Genomic DNA, 18610 nt, shown 5'->3' on the forward strand with positions numbered 1-18610 from the left:
CCTCCGCCGATGGATCTGCTGCAAGCCATCGTCCTGGCGCTGATCCAGGGCCTGACCGAAATCCTGCCGATCTCCAGCTCCGGACACCTGGTGCTGGTCCCGCACCTGCTCGGCTGGCCCGATCAGGGCCTCGCCTACGACGTCGCGCTGCACGTCGGCACCCTGTTCGCGGTGATGACCTACTTCCGCCGCGAGGTCGTCGGCATGCTCGGCGCGTGGACCGGCTCGGCCATCGGCCGGCGGCCGCTCGACGGACAGGCGCTGTTCGCCTGGCGCCTCGTGCTCGCGACGATTCCGGCGGCAATCGCCGGGCTCGCCTTCAACGATTTCATCGAGACCAACCTGCGCTCGCCGCTGGTGATCGTGTTCACGCTGATCGGCTTCGGCCTGCTGCTCGGCTGGGCCGACCGGCGCGCGCCGGAAGGCCGCAGCGAACTGCAGACCGGCTGGCGCGACGCGCTGATCATCGGCTGCGCACAGGCGCTGGCGCTGATTCCCGGCACCTCGCGGTCCGGCATCACCATGACCGCGGGGCGCTTCCTCGGTCTGTCGCGCATCGGCGCCGCGCGCTTCTCGTTCCTGATGTCGATCCCGGTGATCCTGCTCGCCGGCGGCTACAAGCTGCTGCAGCTCGCGCTCGGCGACGAACCGGTGGCCTGGGGCCTGATGGCCGTCGGCATGGCGGTGGCCTTCCTGAGCACGCTGGTGAGCATCCACGTATTGCTGAGGCTGGTGCAGCGCATCGGCTTCATGCCGTTCGTGATCTATCGGCTGGCGCTCGGCGGCGCGCTGATCGTCATCTTCTACTGAGCCGGTTCTACTGCGCCGGCGGCAGCGCCCCGATCGACGCCAGCGCCGCACGCACGATCTGCGTCCGCTTGCCGACGTCGCCGGCGCCGTCGGGCATGTCGATGTTCAGGGCGAAGAACACCGCGCCTCCGTCGCGACCGACCCAGCCGACATACCAGCCGATCTGCGGCTCGACATCGAAGGCCCAGCCGGTCTTGGCGTGCAGCGTCCAGCCGTCGCCGCGTTCGAGCAGCATGATGTCCTTGACCGTGCGCTGATCCTCGCGATCGAACGGCAACGCTTCGTCGTACAGGCGCTGCAGGAAACCGATCTGCTCGAACGCCGAGATGCGCAGCGCGCCGGTGAGCCAGAACTGCGTCAGCCCGCCGCCGGGATCGGCATTGCCGTAGCCGATGCGGCGCAGGTAGGCGCGCTCGCGCGCCAGGCCGATGCGCCGCGCCAGCTCCTGATAGACCCAGACCGCCGAGTGCGCGTAGGCACTGCGCAGGCTGTGGTCGCGGTTCCAGGCGGCAAAGCTGCGCTCGGTGCCGTCCCAGGCGAATTGGCTGTCCGGCGTCAGCGCGGCATCGGCGTCGAGTGCGAACAGCGTGTGCGGAATCTTGAAGGTCGAGGCCGGCAGGTAGCGCCGCTGTGCGCGTTCGTGATCGTGGACCCAGTGCCGGTCGTCCCGCCGGTCGACCACCACCAGCGTGCCCGGAACTCCGGCAGCGTCGAACAGTGCCGCCCAGTCCGGGCGCTCCCGCCACGACGGCCCGGCCGGCGGCGCTGCAGGCAGCTGAACGGACGCGAGCACCAGGATCACGCCGGACCACAACCGGCACCTGCGCATCACGCCGACTCCCGGGGCAGGGCCGCCTGCCAGTCGCGCAACGCCGCGATGCGCCGCAGGCGCAGCTGCTCGCCGATCGCCGCGCCTTCGTAACCGAGCGGGATCACGTCGCGTGCCTGAGGACCGCGCGCGACCTTCGCCGCCTCGCGCAGATAGTCGGTCTGCGGATACTCGCTGTCCTCGAAGCCGAGTCGTCCGCGCGCGTCCGACTCGCAGGCCTGCAGGATCAGGGTGAAGCGATCGGGTTGACGCAGGGCGCCGAGACGCTCGATCAGGTCGTGCAGCGTCGAGGCCTTGAGTTCGCGCACGCGATGCACGTTCAGGTGCTCGCGGGTGTGAACGACGGCGATGTCGCGGCACAGGGCCGGGACGCGCAGGCGCGCGCTCACGCCCTCGACCAGCGGCACGCCGCGATGTTCGTGCATCTTGTGCGAGGGCCATTCCGCGGCCGGCGTCAGCCCCTTGCCGAGATCGTGCACCAGTGCGGCGTAGCGCACCGGCAGCGAAGTCCCGGCACGCGCGGCGGCATCGACGCACATCAGCGTGTGCACGCCGGTGTCGATCTCCGGATGGTAGTCGGCGCGCTGCGGCACGCCGAACAGCGCGTCGACCTCCGGCAGGATGCGCGCGAGCGCACCGCAGGCGCGCAGCGTGTCGAAGAACACGCCCGGGCGCTCGGACATCAGCGCCCGGCTCATCTCCTTCCAGACACGTTCCGGCACGAGATGATCGATCTCGCCGTCGTCGACGATGCGCCGCATCAAGGCCAGCGTCTCGTCGGCGACGCGGAATCCCAGGTGCGCGAAACGCGCGTGGAAGCGTGCGACGCGCAGCACGCGCACCGGGTCCTCGACGAACGCCTCGGAAACGTGACGCAGCACGCGCGCCGCGATGTCCTGCCGGCCGCCGTACGGATCGATCAACACGCCGTCCTCGTCCTCGGCGATCGCATTGATCGTCAGGTCGCGGCGGCGCAGATCGTCCTCGAGCGTGACGCCCGGATCGGCGTGGAAGACGAAGCCGCGATAGCCCGGCGCCGACTTGCGCTCGGTGCGCGCCAGCGCGTGCTCTTCCTTGGTGTCCGGATGCAGGAAGACCGGAAAGTCCTGCCCCACCGGCTGGTAGCCGGCCGCGCGCATCTGATCGGGCGTAGCCCCGACCACGACCCAGTCGCGCTCCGCCGGCTCGAGGCCGAGCAGACGATCGCGGACGGCGCCTCCCACCAGGTAGTGCTTCACGACGGTTCGCGCACGGGATGCAGCAGGTCGGACGGCGCCTGCGGCTCGCCACTGCGGCGCCAGCGATGCACGGTGACGTGCCACAGCACCTTCTGCACGTAACCGCGGGTCTGGTTGTACGGGATGTTCTCGATCCAGATGTCGGGCGCGAGTGCTTCCTTCGGCAACCAGCGCTTCACCGCATTGGGCCCGGCGTTGTAACCCGCCAGTGCCGGCAGCCACTGCCCGTCGAAGCGCGCATGCAGCTCGCGCAGAAAGGTGGCGCCGAGCGGGATGTTGACCTGCGGCTGCATCAGGTCGTCGCGGTCGGGGCGCGCGTCGCCGCGGCGACGCGCGACTTCGCGCGCCGTCGGCAGCAGCAGTTGCAGCAGACCGTAGGCATTGGCCGGCGAGGTCGCGCGCGGATTGAACAGGCTCTCCTGGCGCATGACGCCGTAGACGATCTCCGGCGCCAGGCCGACGGCGCGGGCCTGTTCGCGGATGGTGCCGGCATAGGGATCGGGATAGCTCAGCTCGAACATGTCGTGGATGTCGAGCCCGGCGAGCAGGGTCACCGCCTGGATGTGCCAACCCCAGTGGGACGCGAGGCGGGCGGCCTGCAGCTTGCGCGTCGCATCGAGATCCGCGACCACCCGCCGCCACTGCTCGTTGGCCCAGCGGTCGCGTTCGGCCAGGAACAGCTCGTGCGCACGCCGGACGCCGTCGCGTTCGAGCAGTTCGCTCTGCACGATCAGGTCGTCCGGGAATGCCCGCGACGACGGCGCATACCGCTGCCCGAGCCGCCACGCGGCCAGCAGGCAGTAGTAGCCGTTCTCCCGCGACAGCTGCTCGTACAGCGGCCGCGCCTGACGATCGCGCCCGAGCAGCTCCAGGCTGCGGGCCCGCCAGTAGGTCCAGCGTTGCTCGGCAGCCATGGTCGGCGGCATGGCATGCAGCCACATCGATGCCAGGTCGAAGCGCTGCTGCCAGAGTGCGGCACGCACCCGCCATTCGTGGACGCGCTCGTCGACGTGGCTCCGGGGCAAGGCCTCGAACCACGCGATCGCCTCCGGGCGCCGATCCCACGACAGTCCCAGGGCCACCCAGCGCTGCAGCTCCGCGTACTGGCCCTCGTCGAAGCGCTCGCGCCCGAGCTGTCCGAGCAGCTCGGCGGCCCGCATCGGGCTGCGCGGCGCCAGCCGCGAGAACGCCGCCTCGACGGCGGCGAATTCGACGCGCGCGTTCGCGTCGGCCGCGAGTCGCGCCAGCGCGGCGGACGGATCGCGCAGCAACTGCTCCCATTGCTGCAACGGCCGGGCGCGTGCCTCCGGCAGCGTGCGGATCAGCCACGCCGCCAGGCCAGGGTTGCCGTCGGCCAGCGCCTTGCGCGCACGGCGTTCGACCGCATCCGGCGTCCAGCGACCCTGTGTCTTGAGCCAGTCGAACGGCGGCACGCAGGCCTGCGGCATCTGCGGCGCGGTCTGCCAGAAATCGAGCAGCTGGTCGGCGAGCAGCTGCGGCTGCGTCGTCGTCTCGATGCGCGCCTGGTAGTAGTGGCAGACCAGCGCGGGCTCCGCGCTGTCGACGGCGTAATGGCGCAGGTAGTCGGTCCACAGGCGACGCTCGGCGAGGCTCAGCAGCCAGGCGCGGCGCAGTTCGCCGGTGACGGGCAGCGACGGTTCGGCCGCGACGAAGGCGGCGATCCCGCGATCGAGCGCCGGTGTCGGCGCGCGCTGCAACTGGGCCAGCAAGCGTGCGCCCTGCAGGTCGGGATAGAGCAGGTAGGCACGCAGCCCGGCGCTGTCGGGCGCCGCGGGAACCGCACCCTGCTCGGCGGCCTCCAGGGCGGCCCGGAACTGTGCGCGAACCTCGGGCGTCGCAGGCTCGGCCGTGCGCGGCAGCAGCACGGTCAGGCCAAGCGCAAGGATGGGAAGAGTCCGTTTCATCATCGGGTTAGGATGCGCGCGCCGCATTGTAGTCGACCATCCTGAACGCCCCCCGAAGCAGGAACCCCGCGACCATGGAGCAATGGCTGATCTTTCTCGTCACCGGCGCGGCTGCCGGCGTGCTCGCCGGGCTGTTCGGTGTCGGCGGCGGCCTGATCATGGTGCCGGCGCTGGCCCTGGTGCTGCCGCTGCAGGGCGTGCCGGAACGCGTGTTCATGCAGGTTGCCATCGGCACTTCGCTGGCGGTGATCTCGGCCACGTCGATCTCGTCGACGCTCGCCCATCACCGTCGCGGCAGCGTCGACTGGCACACGCTGCAGCGCTTTGCACCGGGGCTCGCACTCGGCGCACTCGCGGGCGCCTTCGTCGCCGACGCGCTGACCGGCACGGCGCTGCAGCGCATCGTCGGAACCGGGGCGATCCTGGTCGCCGTGCAGATGGCGCTTCCGCGTCGCGCGAGTTCGGCGCCGCCGGGACTGCGCGCCGGTGCGATCGAGTTGTTCGCTGCCGGCGGGGTGATCGGCCTGCTGTCGTCGCTGGTCGGCATCGGCGGCGGCTCGCTGAGCGTGCCCTACCTGAGCGGTCGCGGCATGCCGGTGCACCGGGCGGTCGGTTCGGCGGCAGCCGGCGGCATGCCCATCGCCTGGGCCGGTGCGCTGGGCTTCGTCGTCGCCGGCTGGGACGCGCCAGGCGTGCCGGCGCCGCACCTGGGCTATGTCAGCCTCGGTGCCTTCGTCGCGCTCGCCGGCACCAGTGTGCTCTGTGCGCCGCTGGGCGTGCGGCTGGCGCACCGGCTGTCGGCGGCGACCCTCAAGCGCGCCTTCGCGCTGCTGTTGCTGGCGGTCGGCGCGCGCATGCTGATCGCCTGAACGGGGACTTCAGTCGCCGGGGGCGTCGGCGTCCGGCAGCATCGTCACACCCTTGATGCCCGAGGCGAGAATGGTCTCGCGCAACATCGCGATCGCCTTGCGCCGCGGGAAGGTCTTGCGCCAGACCAGCGCGATGCGCCGCGTCGGCGCCGGCGGCACGAACGGCCGGGCCAGCAGCAGGCTGTCCTCGGGCCGGTTGTCCACCGACGAGCGCGGCAGCACGGTGATGCCGAGCCCGCTGACGACCATGTGCCGGATCGTCTCCAGCGAGCTGCCGGTCTGCGGCTTGGGGCCGTCGGCATCGGCATCGACGCACTTGGGGCAGGCCTCGATCACCTGTTCGCGGAAGCAGTGCCCGGGGCCGAGCAGCAGCAGCTTTTCGCCGGCCAGCTGCTTGGCCGGGATATTCTGCGTATCGGCCCAGCGATGATCCGGAGGCATGACGACGACGAAATCCTCGTCGTACACGGGCCAGGCCTGCAGACCGTTGAGGTCCACCGGCAGCGCCACGAGAATCACGTCGAGTTCGTTGTCGCGCAGCTGCTCCAGCAGCTTGGCGGTGAAGTTCTCCTCGATCATCAGCGGCATCTGCGGCGCGCGCGTGCGCAGCAGCGGCACGAGACTGGGCAGCAGGTAGGGCCCGACCGTGTAGATCGCACCCAAGCGCAGCGGTCCGGCGATCTCGTCTCGACCGTCGCGCGCCAGATCCTCGATCAGCCGCGCCTCGGACAGCACGCGTCGCGCCTGCTCGATGATGCGCTCGCCGACCGGCGTCGGCCGCGCCTCTCCGCGATTGCGCTCGAACAGGATCACGCCGAGTTCGTCCTCGAGCTTCTTGAGCGCGACCGACAGGGTGGGCTGCGACACGAAAGAGCGCTCGGCGGCGCGGCCGAAGTGCCGCTCCTTGTCGAGGTTCACCAGATACCGCAGTTCGGTCAGCGTCATGGGAGTTGGTACATCCTGTGCAAGCCGGCGCCATCCATGGCACCGACTTTCAATACAAGCAATGCTACACAAGCGTCTCCACGCTGGTTCATACCCAGTCGCGCACCTGCAGATAGCGTTCGAGCAGGGCCGCTTCCGGCGATCCGGGTTCCGGCTGGTAGTCGTAACGCCATGCCGCGAGCGGTGGCATCGACATCAGGATCGACTCGGTGCGACCGCCGGACTGCAGGCCGAACAGCGTGCCGCGATCCCAGACGAGGTTGAATTCGACGTAGCGGCCGCGCCGGTAGAGCTGCCAGTCGCGTTCGCGCGCACCGTAGGGCGTGTCCTTGCGGCGCTCGACGATCGGGACGAACGCCGACAGGTAGTGGTCGCCGACGCTGCGCATCAGCGCGAAGCTGGCATCGAAGCCGCCGGCAGCCCAGTCGTCGAAGAACAGGCCGCCGATGCCGCGGGGCTCGTCGCGATGCTTGAGAAAGAAGTACTCGTCGCACCACCGCTTCAGCCGCGGATGCACCTCGGCGCCGAAGGGCGCGCAGGCGTCGCGCGCCGTCGCGTGCCAGTGTCGCGCATCCTCGTCGTACCCGTAGTACGGCGTCAGATCGAATCCGCCGCCGAACCACCAGACCGGGTCCTCGCCGGGTTTCTCGGCGACGAAGAAGCGCACGTTGGCGTGCGAGGTCGGCACGTGCGGATTGCGCGGATGGATCACCAGCGACACGCCCATCGCCCGGAACGAGCGCCCGGCGAGTTCCGGGCGGTTCTGCGAAGCCGACGGCGGCAGACGGCTGCCCGAGACATCCGAGAACGCCACGCCGCCGCGCTCGATCACGGCGCCGTCGGCGAGCACACGCGTGCGGCCGCTGCCCTGCAGCGGGCTGTCGGCAGGCTTGTGCCAGTCGTCGATCGCGAAGGCGGAGCCGTCGATCGCGCCCAGCGTGTCGCAGATGCGGGCCTGCAGGTCCCGCAGATAGGCCTCGACGGCGTTGCTGTCGATCCCGCTCATCGGCGCAGGATATGTCCGGTCTGCACGTCGCGGATGGTCGTGGGCTTGGCGAGCCCGCCGAGCGCACCCGGCACGATCATGTCGACGTCGCCGCCGAGCTGCATGCGGACCTCGGCCACCGAACGCGCCGGCTCGCGGCCGCTGCGGTTCGCGCTGGTCGACACCAGCGGCCCGAACCGGCTGCAAAGCGCCCGCAGCAACGGGTGCGCGGTCACGCGCACGGCGATGCCGTCGTGCTCGCCGGTGAGCCACGGCGGCGCGTCGGGCGACGCCGGAAAGATCCACGTCGCCGGCCCGGGCCAGGTTGCGGTCGCGCGCTTCATCGCGCTGTTCGACGGCAGCTCGACGAACATCGGCAGGTCGTCGAAGTGGGCGGCGACGAGAATCAGTCCCTTGCGCCAGTCGCGCTGCTTGATGTCGAGCAGCCGCAGGCAGGCGCTGCGATTCAGCGGATCGCAGGACAGCCCCCAGACCGCCTCGGTCGGACAGGCGACGATACCGCCGTCCTCGAGCGCATCCAGCGCCCGGCGCAGATGCCACGGCGCGATGTCGAAGCCCATGCTCAGGTCTTGTCGCCGGTTTTCTTGGCCGCCTTCTTCGCGGTCTTCTTCACGGCTTTCTTCGCCGTTTTCCCGGCCGCCTTGGTCGTCACCTTCTTCGCCGCCTTGGGCGCGGCGTCCGCAGTCGCCTTCTTCGCCGTCTTGCGCGCGCCCTTCTTCGGTGCCGCCTTCTCCGCCTCGGCCAGGTAGGCCTCGCACTCGAAGACGCTGAGCGCCTCGGCGTCCTTGCCCTTGGGAATGCGCGCGCGCCGCTTGCCGTCGGTGATGTACGGACCGAAGCGCCCCTTGACGATGCGGATGCCGGTGTCGCCGAACCGCTTGATCGTCGCCGCCTCCAGGGCAGCGGCTTTCTGCTCGATCAGCTCGATCGCGCGCGGCAGCTCCACCGTGTACGGATCGTCGTCCTTCTTCAGCGAGACGAAGCTCGAACCGTGACGCACGTACGGGCCGAAGCGACCGATGTTGACCTCGACCTCCTCGCCGTTGGGCAGCTGACCGAGCTTGCGCGGCAAGGCGAACAGGGCCAGTGCCTGGTCGAGCGTGATCGTGTCGATGCGCTGGTTGGCGCGCAGCGAGGCGAACCGCGGCTTGTCCTCGTCGTCCTTGGTGCCGATCTGCACGAACGGGCCGAAACGCCCGAGCCGCGCCGAAACCGGCTTGCCGGACACCGGATCGGTGCCGAGCTGGCGGGCCTCGGAGACCTCCGAGCGGCTCAGCTCCTGCTTTTCGTCGACGCGCTGCTTGAACTGCTGCCAGAACTCGGCCAGCAGCGGCTTCCACTGCTTCTCGCCGCGGGACACCGCGTCGAGATCGTCTTCCAAGTGCGCGGTGAACTCGTAGTCGACGTAGCGGGTGAAGTGATCGGTCAGGAACTTGTTGACGATCATGCCGACGTCGGTCGGGTTGAAGGCCTTGCCTTCGAGCCGCACGTAGTCGCGCGCGAGCAGCGTCGAGATGATGCTGGCGTAGGTCGACGGCCGGCCGATGTCGTACTCCTCCAGCGTCTTCACCAGACTCGCTTCGGTGTAGCGCGGCGGCGGTTCGGTGAAATGCTGGTCCGCGATCAGGTGGAGCAGCCTGACGCGTTCGCCGACCTCCAGCGCCGGCAGGCGCTTGTCGTCGTCATCGTCATCCTTGCCGCTGGGCGAGTCGACACCCTGGCTGTAGACCGCGATGAATCCGGGCTCGACCAGCACCGAACCGTTGGCGCGGAAGGCGTTGTCGGCACCGGCACGCAGTTCGACCGCCACGGTATCGAACACCGCCTGCTGCATCTGGCAGGCCACCGTGCGCTTCCAGATCAGCTCGTAGAGCTTGGCCTGGTCCGGCGCCAGGTAGGCGACGACGTCCTTCGGCAGTCTCGACGCCGCCGTCGGCCGCACGGCCTCGTGCGCCTCCTGGGCGTTCTTGGACTTGGTCTTGTAGTAGCGCGGCTCGTCCGGCAGCGCGGCCGGGCCGAACTGCGCGACGATGGTGTTGCGGATCTCGGCGAGCGCGTCCTGCGCGAGGCTCACCGAGTCGGTACGCATGTAGGTGATCAGGCCGACGGTCTCGCCGCCGAGATCGACACCTTCGTAGAGCTGCTGTGCGGCGCGCATCGTGCGGCTGGCGGTGAAGCCCAGCTTGCGGTTGGCTTCCTGCTGCAGGGTGGAGGTGGTGAACGGCGGCGCCGGATTGCGGCGCCGCTGCTTTTTGTCGACCGCGGCGACGGTCAGCTCGCCCTGCGCCGCCTTGCCGATGATGTTCTTGGCGGTGAGCGCCGAAACCGTGTTGGTCAGCGTGAACTGCTCGACCTTGCGGCCCTGCAGTTCGATCAGCTTGGCCGTGAACGCCTGCGGCCCCTTGTCGCCGTCCTTCTGCGCACTGGCCTCGAGCGTCCAGTACTCGCGCGGCACGAAGGCCTTGATCTGCTCCTCACGCTCGCAGATCAGACGCAGCGCCGGTGACTGCACGCGGCCGGCCGACAGGCCGGGCTGGACCTTGCGCCACAGCAGCGGCGACAGATTGAAGCCGACCAGGTAGTCGAGCGCGCGCCGCGCCTGCTGCGCATTGACCAGATCGTCTGAGATCTCCCGCGGGTTCTGGATCGCGTTCTGCACCTCACGCTGGGTGATCTCGTAGAACACGACGCGCCGGACCGGCTTGCCGGCGAGCAGCTTCTTCTCGCGCAACAGCTCGACCAGATGCCAGGAGATCGCCTCGCCCTCGCGATCGGGGTCGGTCGCCAGCCAGAGTTCGTCCGAGCCCTTGAGCGCCGTCGCGATGGCCTTGACGTGCTTCTCGTTGCGGTCGATGACCTGGTACTTCATGTCGAAGCCGTTGGCGACGTCGACGGCGCCGTCCTTGGGCACCAGGTCGCGCACGTGCCCGTAGGACGCAAGGACCTCGAAGTCCTTGCCCAGATACTTCTTGATCGTCTTGGCCTTGGCGGGCGACTCGACGATGACCAGGTTTTTGCTCATGTAGCTCGGCATGTTGAACCACCGGTTGGTGGTCGAGTTGCGCGCCTTATAAGCGCAAGCCCGAGCCGCTGTCTAGGCCAACCGCGCGCGCGTATGCCCGCGCGCGCGAGGCATCGTCAATGCTTGAACTCCCCCTGGTAATAGACCATTTCCTCGAGATGACCGAATGCTTCCTCGGCGTCCGGCTGGTTCATCAGCACCAGCAGGCAGACCCACTTGGTGCGCTCCAGATCGATCTCTTCCCTGAGTGCCATCAGCCGGTCGATCACCAGTTCGCGCAGCGTGCCGTCGAGAATGCCGAGCTGTTCGAGGTACATCAGGAAGCCGCGGCAATCGACCGGGATCTTCGTCGTCTCCTCGCGGGCGTAGAAGCGCATCGCACCGCTAGGCCCGAAGACGATCGGCAACTGACGCTGCGCCGCCAAGCCGTCGAGCCAGTTGAACGCCTGGCGCACCTGATCGTCGGCAAAGCCTGCGGCGACGAGTTCCTCATGCAGCGCGTCCTGATTGTCGGTATCGGAAAACTCGCCCTCCTGGTAGTTCTCCAGCAGGTACATCAGCACGTCCAGGACCGTTTCCTTCATCTCGCCTGCTCCTTGCCGATCGTTGTTCGGGTCTCGCAGCCGGGGGCGCCGCCGGCTGCCCGTGACATCGCATCTGTGCGTTGCGGCTTCATGAACGCGACCGTGCGAGCCGCTGATAGCGTCCTCCCGGTACGCCGGCCACGGCGCCGGCCAGTTCGAGCCGCGTCAGGGCGGCCTGCAGTTCGCCGACCGGCGCCTGCACGCGGGCCGCGAGCGTGTCCACGGCCACGGTTTCGTCGCCCATCGCCTGCAGCAATGCACGCTCCATCTCGTCCCCCGTGTCCGACACCGCGGGTGCGGCGGTGGCCGCCGCCGGCAACAGTGTCGCACGCCGCGTGCCAAGCAGGGGGCCGATCTCCACGAGGATGTCATCGACGGTCTCCACCAGCTTGGCACCCTGACGGATCAGCGCGTGGCAGCCACGCGCCATCGGGTTGTGGATCGAACCGGGGATCGCGAAGACCTCGCGACCCTGCTCCAGCGCCAGCCGCGCGGTGATCAGCGAACCCGACTCGCGCGCCGCCTCGACCACCAGCACGCCGATCGACAAGCCGCTGATGATGCGGTTGCGGCGTGGAAAGTTCTCGGCAAGCGCGGCCACGCCGGGCGGAAACTCGGAGACCAGCGCACCGCTGGCGGCGATGTCATGGGCCAGGGCCTTGTGCCGTGCGGGGTACACGCGGTCGAGCCCGGTGCCGCAGACCGCGACGGTACCGCCGCCGGCAACGAGCGCGCCACGGTGCGCGGCGCCATCGATGCCCAGCGCCAGTCCGCTGGTGACCGCCAGCCCCCGGCGCGCCAGCTCGCCGGCGAATGCCTGGGCATTCTCGAGGCCCTGCGGACTGGCATGGCGGCTGCCGACGATCGCGATCTGTGGCACCGCGAGCCAGTCCGCGTCGCCCTGCACGAACAGCACGGCCGGGGGCTGCGCGATCTCGCGCAGCGCCGCCGGATAGTCGTCGTCGCGCCACGTCAGCAGGCGCCGGCCCGGAGCGGCCAGCCAGTCGAGATCGCGGGCAAGCGCATCGGCATCCGGACGCTGCACCGCCTCGATCTGGGCGACATCGAGACCGGCAGCAGCGAGCGCGGCCCGGCTCGCGGAGACCGCGTCGTGGGCGCTGGGGAAACGATCGAGAAGGTGGCGGATGGCCGCACCGCCGACCCGCGGCGCGCGGCACAGCACCAGCCAGGGTCTCAGGGCCTGTGCGTCCACCACGCTAGCGTCGCCCGAAGCCGGAGCGGCCGCAAGGGCGGTGTGGCCTCAGCCCCCGGCCTGCGGTCCGCGCACGCGATCGTAGAGATGGATCTCGCGCTCGGCGTCGACCACCAGCGCGAAGCTCACGCGCTCCTCGAGCTTGAACACCATCACCGTGCCGGCGAACACCTCGGGCAGCGGCACGTGCACGCCGCTGTACGGATCGCGTGTGCGACGTCCGGACTGGAACACGTTGAGCACGTGTCCCACCTCGACGCCGTCGACCGCCCCGCGGCTCAGGGTCACGACCTGGTACTGGCCGATCTGGGACACGCCGTCGAAGACCGAGATGATGCGGCCGGCGAGCCCGGCATCGGCCGGGCGCGGGTAGAAGTTGGCGGTGAAAGCGTCCGGCTCCGGTTCGAGCAGGCGGTCGCCGGCACGCGTCTCGCGGTAGCTGCGCGCGACCATCGCCGTCGCCGGCTCGCCGTAGCGACGCACTTCCATGTCGGCGACCGGAATCGCCTCCCAGCCGAGGAACTCGCCGCTGTCCGGGTCGACGTAGCGCTCGCCGATGCGCACGGCGTCGTACTGATAGGTCTCGTCCGCCGGCATGTTGCGCACGTAGACCTCGCTGCCGGCGCCGACGACGAGGCGCGGATCGGCGAAGCCGAGCACGTAGGGCGCGGTCCGCAGGTCTTCCGCCGACACCACGCGGGCGCGGCGCAGGAAATCGCGGATCGCTTCCAGCGGAATCGTCGGGATCGCTGCCTCGAGCGGCAGTTCGCGCACCCGCGGCGACAGGTACTCGACGTCGAGAGCCTCGCGCGCGACCATCGGCCGACCATCGCGCCAGATCAGCGTCAGCACGTCGCCGGGGTAGATCAGATGCGGGTTGGCCACCTGGTCGTTCACGTACCAGATCTCGGGCCACTGCCAGGGCTCGAGCAGGAAGCGCTTCGACACATCCCACAGCGTGTCGCCGGGCTGCACCACGTAACGCAGCGGCGCGTCCTCGCGGACCTGCGCGACGTCGCGGGGACGGGCCACGGGGGGCGCCTGCTCCGCCATCGGCGTGGCGGTCGGCGCCGTCGACACGGCGGGCGCTGCCGACGCAGGCGGGGGCACGTATTCGCGGCGTTCGCCGGTCTGCGCGCAGGCGGCAAGGCACGACAAGGCCACGGCGGCAATGCCGGGCAGCGTCCTCGAACCGGTATAATCGGGCATGGCGGCACCTTCCCCGCGGGTTGCGCCTGAACGGCCAAACTGTAGACGGCTCAATCGTTTGCCGTCAACTTTGAGGGTCATTTCTACACGCAGTCGGTTTGCCACGATGGCTTTGCTCACGATTCTGCATCACCCCGACCCCCGCTTGCGCCAGAAGGCGCGGCCGGTGCGCGACTTCGACGAGGCCCTGCAGAAGCTGATCGACGACATGTTCGAGACCATGTACGCGGCGCCCGGAGTGGGTCTTGCCGCGACCCAGGTCGGCGTGCCGCTGCGCGTGGCGGTGATGGACTGTGCCGAGGACAAGGGCCAGCCGGCGCCGATGGTCATGATCAATCCCGAGATCAGCGAACCGCAGCAGGCCGAGATCATGGAAGAGGGCTGCCTGTCGGTGCCCGGCGTCGGCGAGAAGGTCGAACGCTACGCGCGCCTGAAGATGCGCGCCCTCGACCGTCACGGCCAGCCGTGGGAGGTCGAAGCCGAAGGCCTGCTGGCACAGGCGATCCAGCACGAGATCGACCACCTGGACGGCAAGCTCTACATCGACCGGCTGTCGAGCATCAAGCGCGAGCGCCTGCTCAAGAAGCTGGCCAAGCAGCGGAACGCGGCGTGAGACGAGCGGTTCTTCCTTTCCGGATTCCAGACCCGAAGCGGCGCTGCCGGGACCTGGCAGCCGGCCGCTGAAGGCTGCCCTCATGCGGCTCGTCTTCGCCGGCACGCCGGAGTTCTCCGTCTCGGCGCTCGACGCCCTGCACGGCGCCGGGCACGAGATCGTCGGCGTCTTCACCCAGCCGGATCGCCCTGCCGGCCGCGGACGCAAGCTCATGCCATCGCCGGTTGCGCAACGGGCCGCGGCGCTGGGGCTGCCGCTGTACAAGCCGGAAAAGCTGCGCGCAGAAGCGCAGGCCGAGCTGCGCCTGCTCGCGCCCGAGATCATGGTGGTCGTGGCCTACGGCCTGATCCTGCCGCAGGCAGTGCTCGACATCCCGCCTCGCGGCTGCCTCAACATCCACGCCTCGCTGCTGCCGCGCTGGCGCGGCGCCGCCCCCATCCAGCGGGCCATCGAGGCCGGCGACACCGAAACCGGCATCACCATCATGCGCATGGACGCCGGCCTCGACACCGGGCCGATGCTGCTGCGCGAGGCGGTGCCGATCGACGAAGACACCACAGCGGCCGTTCTGCATGACCGCCTCGCGCCGCTGGGCGCGCGACTGATCGTGGAAGCGCTGGCTGCGCTCGAGGCGGGCACGCTGCGCGAACAGGCGCAGCCTGCCGCAGGGGCGACCTATGCGTCCAAGCTCAGCAAGGAAGAAGCGCGCGTCGCCTGGGCGTCCGACGCCGCAGGGCTTGCGCGGCGCGTTCGCGCGTTCAATCCGGTTCCGGTGGCCTGGAGCGAACTCGACGGCGAGCGCGTCCGCATCCTCGCGGCGCGGCCGGCGCCGGCCGTCGACCTGCCGCCGGGCACGATCGTCGCCGCGGACGACCTGCGCGTCGCCTGCGGCAGCGGCAGCCTCGAGATCACGCGCCTGCAGTGGCCGGGCGGGCGTGTGGTGACGGCCCAGGAGGCGATGGCCGCGCGGCGACTCGGCGGGCGCCGCTTCGCATGAACGGCGAAAGGATGGAGAACGAGCCGGGCCTACCGCCGCCGCCGGAACGGCCGGACTGCTGCTTCGGCGGCTGCGCGCAGTGCGTGCTGGACGACTACACCGAGGCGATGGCGCGCTGGCAGGCGGAGGTCGACGCGATCGTCCGCGCCCGCGGGCGGCGCGCCGAAGGCGAACCTCAGGGCAGGCGGACGCCGCCGCCCGAACCGCCGCGGTAGGCCGCCTTGAGGGCCTGCACGAGTCCCGATTCGTGCACGAAACCGTCGCCCTGGGCCAGCTCGAACCAGCCCTGCTCCGCCGTCTCGACCAGCTGCACGGCGGTCCCCGGCTTGAGCCGCGCCACGACACGGCCGTTGATCGACGGCCGCTCACGGACTGCGAGGTGCGCGCTGCCGACGGTGGCCTGGATGAACGACGCCGCCGCCACCGTGACTGGTGCCGGCGTGCCCGCTTCATCGGCATGCTCGACCGACTGCAGTGCGCTCGCGTGGACGAAGCCCGGCTGGCCGTGAAGCGCGAACCAGTCGCCGCTCGCGGTCGGCGCGACCTGGATCACCGAGGCCGGCGCCAGCTTGGCCATGACCGGCGCCTTGAGCGACGGCGCCATGCGCAGGTTCACGCGCCCGTCGATGGTCACGGCAGTCAGGACCGCCTGCACCGGCACGTCGGAGTCGGGCATGCGGCGCGCCGCCGCGATGATCTTGTCGCGCTCGCGGTTCATCGCGAAACGCCCGCCTTGGTGCAGCCGGCGTTCGAGCGTGGAGATCTCGTAGATCGCCACGGCGACGACCTCGTTGACGAGCGTGGCGCAGGGCGCCTGCTGGATCAGCGTGCGTCCGCCGACGGCCGCATCGTCCTCGTCGAGCGCCTTGCCCGACCATTCGAGGCCGAGCCTCAATTGGTAGAGGCAGGTGCGGGCGTCGAGCCGGCCGGCCACGACGTCGAGCTCGGGCGCGACGGCGCGCCGCTTGTCGCGGCTCGTGATCAGCGGCAGCTGAGTGGTATAGCGTTGCGGCGTGCGCAGTTCGCCGTGACGGACATCGTCGAGGAACGCGCCGAGTCCGTCCGCGAATGCGGACACCTCGGCCGAGGCCGACGATCCCGCCACAGCCGCCGCAAGCAGCGCGCCGCTGGCAAGGTGCTTCAACATGGTCCCCCCGGACCCCACAACCATCACCATGGTAAGCGCGACCAGGGGGCGCACGCCAGAAACCGGGCGCTGGTAAATGCACTTCACCCCTAAACAGGGGGGGCGGCCGCGCAAACCGCGCCCCGCCGGCGCCGCAGCAGGCCGGCCGCCAGCAGCAATGCCAGCATGCCGCCCCAGACCGAAGCCTCGGGCCCGGCCGCGCCGACGAAGCTGTTCGCGGTCGAACCGTAGGCGCGGGGCGTGACGCCCGCGACCGGCGGCAGCGGCACCGCAGCGTCGACGGTGTCCTGCGGCGCCGCGTTGTAGATCTGTTCGGACACCGCGACGAAAGCGGTCCAGCGCGTGACCAGCGAAAACTGCAATCCCAGATCGGTGACTTCGTTCTTGAGCGTCTCGAAGTCCGGCACCGGCTCGCCGCGCGCTTGGAAGTACATCGGCGGCAGCGTCATCCGCGTCATGGCGTCGCGGATGGCGGCCCGCGCCCACAGACGCGCCACCGGCGCATCCTTCGCGGTGCGCGCAGGCAGTTCGACCGGCAGCATCAAGGTCCCCGCACGCCCGCGCGACCGGCCGTGCACGCGAATCCGGCCGGACCCGGGCTGTGTGTAGCGCCCCTGGATGCGCAACGACTGCCCGGCGAACAGGTCCGGTATCGTCTCCGGCACGATGTCGGTGACCGGCAAGCCGTTCCAGTCGATGGCGATGTCGGTCAGCACCGGCGACTGCAGGCGCTCGCTGAGTTCGGCGGCGACGCGCTCCACGTCCTCGGTCGGGTCCATGTAGCGGCTGAAGCCGCGGCCGGTGCGTCCGAGCTCGTCGAGCAGATGCCGGTTGACGCCGGTGCCGACACCGAAGGCGTACAGGCGCGCGCCGCCGCGCAACTCCCCGACTAGGCGCAGGATCTCGGCCTCGTTGCCGATGTAGCCGTCGGTGAGAAAGGTGACGATGCGCAGGCTGCCGGCCGGCGCCGGGACTTCCAGCGCCTGGCGGATGCCGCGCGCCATCATCGTGCCGCCTTCGCCGCGCAGGCGGTCGGTGTAGGCCAGGCCGCGGCGGATGTTGTCGGCGCTCGCCGGCAACGGCGCCTCGCTGAACTCGGTGGCGTCGTCGCTGAAGCGGATGATGCGGAAGCTGTCGGTCGGCCGCAGCTTGCGCAGCGCCTCGCGCATGAAGGCCTTGCTGGCGTCCATCGGCAGACCGTGCATGGAGCCGGAGCAGTCGAGCAGGAACACCATTTCGCGCGGCGTGACGTCCGCATCGGCCGGCGCCGCCGGCGGCTCGATCAGCAGCGAGAAATAGCCCCCCGTCTCGTCGGCCTGCACCAGCAGCCCGGCGTTCGTCGCCGCGCCGGCGAGGCGGTAACGCAATACGAAATCGCGGTTGTCGATCGTGCGGCCGTGCCGCAGGCCGACCGTCCAGCGTGTCGCGGTCTCGGCCTGCGTCGCGATCGCGTGCGTGCGGCTCTCGACGCGCTGCACCGGCAAGCCGCCGTCGATGCGGATGCGCAAGCCGACGCGCGCATCGTCGATGGTGGGCGGCAGGTCGAGGCCGAACACCGGCGCGTAGTCCGGCAACGCCGCCAGCGCCCACGTCCCTTCGCGAACCGCAGCCGGCTCGTCCACCGGTGCCGGCGGCCGATCGGCGCCCGGCGGCTGGAAGCGCGGACCGACGACCAGCGGCAGCACCAGTTCGTAGTCGCCGTCGACCTTCGGCACGGTCTGCACGTAGCGCAGCGTCACGCGGACCGGCAGGCCCGGCATCAGGTTCGCGATCTGCTGCGTGAACATGTTCGGCCGGTGCTGCTTGAGCAACGCGGCGGCGCGACCTTCCGACTTCGCGCGCTCGAACGTGCGCTCGGCCTGCTGCACCTCCTGGATCTGCGCGCGGATGCGTTCGGCGCCGACCTCCATCCACATCTCGTGAACGGCGGCGTCGTGGTTCAGCGGAAACAGGTACGTCGCGTGCATCGCCTGCTGCGCCGGATTGGCAAAGGTCTGCACGATGCCCACCGAAGCCAGATCGCCGGCGATGTCCACTTCGATATCGGTCTTCAGCAGCGGCAGGCGCACCACGCGGCCATCGATATCGGCCTCGATCGTGCCGGCCAGCCGCGGCGCCTCGGCACGCGCCGCGAAAGCCGGCACCAGGAACAGGGCGAGGACGAAACTGACGAAAAACAGCAAACGGTTGCGCATGACTCGGA

17 protein-coding genes are annotated in these 18610 nt (G+C 70.0%); 5 read left to right on the forward strand and 12 right to left on the reverse strand.

What is annotated here, in order from left to right:
• Positions 1 to 9: 9 nt before the first annotated feature.
• Positions 10 to 810, forward strand: coding sequence for an undecaprenyl-diphosphate phosphatase (locus tag C8D93_RS13375; protein ID WP_110265701.1), 801 nt, complete (start codon positions 10 to 12; stop codon positions 808 to 810).
• 7 nt (positions 811 to 817) lie between these two features.
• Here the strand turns inward: C8D93_RS13375 and blaOXA are convergent, their stop codons facing one another.
• The 3 genes from blaOXA to C8D93_RS13390 are packed head-to-tail and all read right to left on the reverse strand — an operon-like array spanning position 818 to position 4805.
• Entirely contained in the window at positions 818 to 1639 is an 822-nt protein-coding gene (gene blaOXA, locus C8D93_RS13380; protein WP_110265702.1) for a class D beta-lactamase, read from the reverse strand.
• Positions 1639 to 2877: a multifunctional CCA addition/repair protein gene (locus C8D93_RS13385; protein ID WP_110265703.1), complete on the reverse strand. Its 1239-nt coding sequence runs from the start codon at positions 2875 to 2877 to the stop codon at positions 1639 to 1641. Before C8D93_RS13385 ends, blaOXA begins: the two co-directional genes overlap by 1 nt.
• Positions 2874 to 4805 carry a lytic transglycosylase domain-containing protein gene (locus C8D93_RS13390; RefSeq protein WP_211307342.1) on the reverse strand — a complete coding sequence of 644 codons (1932 nt, stop codon included), beginning with the start codon at positions 4803 to 4805 and terminating at the stop codon, positions 2874 to 2876. The genes C8D93_RS13385 and C8D93_RS13390 overlap by 4 nt, the downstream gene beginning before the upstream one ends.
• 71 nt (positions 4806 to 4876) lie before the next feature.
• Between C8D93_RS13390 and C8D93_RS13395 the strand changes: the two genes are divergently transcribed.
• Positions 4877 to 5671, forward strand: coding sequence for a sulfite exporter TauE/SafE family protein (locus C8D93_RS13395; RefSeq protein ID WP_110265705.1), 795 nt, complete (start codon positions 4877 to 4879; stop codon positions 5669 to 5671).
• Positions 5672 to 5680: 9 nt separating this feature from the next.
• On the opposite strand, the gene C8D93_RS13400 is transcribed toward C8D93_RS13395, so the two are convergent.
• The 7 genes from C8D93_RS13400 to C8D93_RS13430 all read right to left on the reverse strand — a co-directional run bounded on the left by C8D93_RS13400 (position 5681) and on the right by C8D93_RS13430 (position 13650).
• Entirely contained in the window at positions 5681 to 6616 is a 936-nt protein-coding gene (locus tag C8D93_RS13400) for a hydrogen peroxide-inducible genes activator (RefSeq protein ID WP_110265706.1), read from the reverse strand.
• A gap of 88 nt (positions 6617 to 6704) precedes the next feature.
• Positions 6705 to 7622 carry an oxygen-dependent coproporphyrinogen oxidase gene (gene hemF, locus C8D93_RS13405; protein ID WP_110265707.1) on the reverse strand — a complete coding sequence of 306 codons (918 nt, stop codon included), beginning with the start codon at positions 7620 to 7622 and terminating at the stop codon, positions 6705 to 6707.
• Positions 7619 to 8182 carry an L-threonylcarbamoyladenylate synthase type 1 TsaC gene (gene tsaC / locus C8D93_RS13410; RefSeq protein ID WP_110265708.1) on the reverse strand — a complete coding sequence of 188 codons (564 nt, stop codon included), beginning with the start codon at positions 8180 to 8182 and terminating at the stop codon, positions 7619 to 7621. The genes hemF and tsaC overlap by 4 nt, the downstream gene beginning before the upstream one ends.
• Before the next feature lie 2 nt (positions 8183 to 8184).
• Positions 8185 to 10644, reverse strand: a complete 2460-nt coding sequence (locus C8D93_RS13415; protein WP_110265801.1) for a DNA topoisomerase I — start codon at positions 10642 to 10644, stop codon at positions 8185 to 8187.
• Between the two features lie 116 nt (positions 10645 to 10760).
• Positions 10761 to 11228 (reverse strand): Smg family protein, encoded by a 468-nt coding sequence (locus C8D93_RS13420; RefSeq protein WP_110265709.1) that lies wholly within the window; start codon positions 11226 to 11228, stop codon positions 10761 to 10763.
• A gap of 88 nt (positions 11229 to 11316) precedes the next feature.
• Positions 11317 to 12441 carry a DNA-processing protein DprA gene (dprA, locus tag C8D93_RS13425; RefSeq protein ID WP_110265710.1) on the reverse strand — a complete coding sequence of 375 codons (1125 nt, stop codon included), beginning with the start codon at positions 12439 to 12441 and terminating at the stop codon, positions 11317 to 11319.
• 48 nt (positions 12442 to 12489) lie between these two features.
• Entirely contained in the window at positions 12490 to 13650 is a 1161-nt protein-coding gene (locus tag C8D93_RS13430) for a LysM peptidoglycan-binding domain-containing protein (RefSeq protein ID WP_245903908.1), read from the reverse strand.
• Between the two features lie 106 nt (positions 13651 to 13756).
• Here C8D93_RS13430 and def point away from each other — a divergent pair, with 106 nt between their 5' ends.
• The 3 genes from def to C8D93_RS13445 all read left to right on the forward strand — a co-directional run bounded on the left by def (position 13757) and on the right by C8D93_RS13445 (position 15475).
• Entirely contained in the window at positions 13757 to 14263 is a 507-nt protein-coding gene (def, locus tag C8D93_RS13435; RefSeq protein ID WP_110265711.1) for a peptide deformylase, read from the forward strand.
• A gap of 82 nt (positions 14264 to 14345) precedes the next feature.
• Positions 14346 to 15260 carry a methionyl-tRNA formyltransferase gene (fmt, locus tag C8D93_RS13440; RefSeq protein ID WP_110265712.1) on the forward strand — a complete coding sequence of 305 codons (915 nt, stop codon included), beginning with the start codon at positions 14346 to 14348 and terminating at the stop codon, positions 15258 to 15260.
• Positions 15257 to 15475: an oxidoreductase-like domain-containing protein gene (locus C8D93_RS13445; RefSeq protein WP_110265713.1), complete on the forward strand. Its 219-nt coding sequence runs from the start codon at positions 15257 to 15259 to the stop codon at positions 15473 to 15475. Before fmt ends, C8D93_RS13445 begins: the two co-directional genes overlap by 4 nt.
• Here the strand turns inward: C8D93_RS13445 and C8D93_RS13450 are convergent.
• Complete coding sequence (locus C8D93_RS13450) at positions 15436 to 16407, reverse strand: SH3 domain-containing protein (protein WP_110265714.1); 972 nt, start codon at positions 16405 to 16407, stop codon at positions 15436 to 15438. The genes C8D93_RS13445 and C8D93_RS13450 overlap by 40 nt on opposite strands.
• A gap of 89 nt (positions 16408 to 16496) precedes the next feature.
• Positions 16497 to 18602: a VIT and vWA domain-containing protein gene (locus tag C8D93_RS13455; RefSeq protein WP_110265715.1), complete on the reverse strand. Its 2106-nt coding sequence runs from the start codon at positions 18600 to 18602 to the stop codon at positions 16497 to 16499.
• Between the last annotated feature and the right edge of the window lie 8 nt (positions 18603 to 18610).

The sequence above is a fragment of the Sinimarinibacterium flocculans genome (assembly GCF_003201205.1).
Classification (GTDB): domain Bacteria; phylum Pseudomonadota; class Gammaproteobacteria; order Nevskiales; family Nevskiaceae; genus Solimonas; species Solimonas flocculans.